The 1,148-nt window shown below is 67.8% G+C and carries 1 protein-coding gene; it reads right to left on the reverse strand.

The window, feature by feature from the left end:
* The coding region (locus Vse01_RS29150; RefSeq protein WP_204019289.1) for a non-reducing end alpha-L-arabinofuranosidase family hydrolase at positions 1–1,148 on the reverse strand (1,148 nt) is incomplete at both ends.

Genomic DNA, 1,148 nt, shown 5'->3' on the forward strand with positions numbered 1-1,148 from the left:
GTCACCGATGAGCGCCTGGTCGATCGGACCGGTGTTGGAGTTGGAGATGCTTCCGGTGAACAGCGTCTGGTGCGCCGACCAGCTGTTCACGTTGGTGGGGTCGGTCGAGGTCCGGTAGGAGAACGCCGGCCCGCCCCACTGGTACGCCAGCACCCAGACGTTGCGGGGAGCGAAGTAGAACAGCGACGGCGCGACGGCCGCGAAGGGCATCTGGTTCTGGCTTGCCGAGCCCATCTGGTTCCAGTTCGAGAACAGGCCGAAGTTCATCGAGCCCCAGGTGGTGCCGGTGTCGTGCGTGGTGCCGTAGACCAGGTGCTGACCGTTGTACGGCGCGTGGGTGAAGTCCTTCAACGACACCCAACCCGACCGCGGCTGCGCCAGCGCACCCGTCGACGACCAGCGGTACGACGACGGCAGGTTGCAGGTACCGGTCGGCGGTGGCGAGGTCGGCGGCGTGGTGGTCGGCGGCGGCGTGGTCGGCGGGGTGGTGGGACCGCCGAGGGAGACGAGCCGGAACTGCTGGTTGCTCTGTCCGTGGCAGTCGTACAGCTGAACCTGCGCGCCGTTGGAGGTGCTCCACACGTCCAGGCAGCGCCCGGACTGGACGCCGCTGATGGTGCCGTTGGAGTTGACGTTCCACTGCTGGTTGGTCCCGCTGTGGCAGCTGTAGATCTGGATCGCGGTGCCGTTGCCGGAGCCGCCAGCGTCCAGGCACATGTCGCCGTAGACGCGTAGCTGCTTGTTCGAGGTGTAGGTCCAGGACTGGTTGGTCTGCTTGTTGCAGTCGTAGAGCTGGACGCGGGTGCCGTTGTCGCGGGAGGCGTTGGGTACGTCGATGCAGCGGCCCGACTGGCTGCCGACGATCTCGCTGGCGGAGTCGGAGGGCGGCGGCGTCGTGGGGGTGGGAGTGGGACCCGGCGTGGTGGGAGTGGGAGTGGGGCCGGGGCCGGCGCTGTTCAACGCGTCCAGGGTGGCCGTGTACGCCTGCTTCTTGTTGCCGTTGTTGTCGAACAGCAGCGGGGTGCCGTACGAGCGCCACGAGTCGCTGTCCCGGATGCCCCACACGGTGATGCCGTTGCACCGCGGGACCGCGAGGCAGTCGTTGACCACGTTGCGGTAGGTGTTGGCCTGCTGGGTGCCGGAGCCTT

This window comes from Micromonospora sediminimaris (assembly GCF_016863575.1).
Classification (GTDB): Bacteria; Actinomycetota; Actinomycetes; order Mycobacteriales; family Micromonosporaceae; genus Micromonospora; species Micromonospora sediminimaris.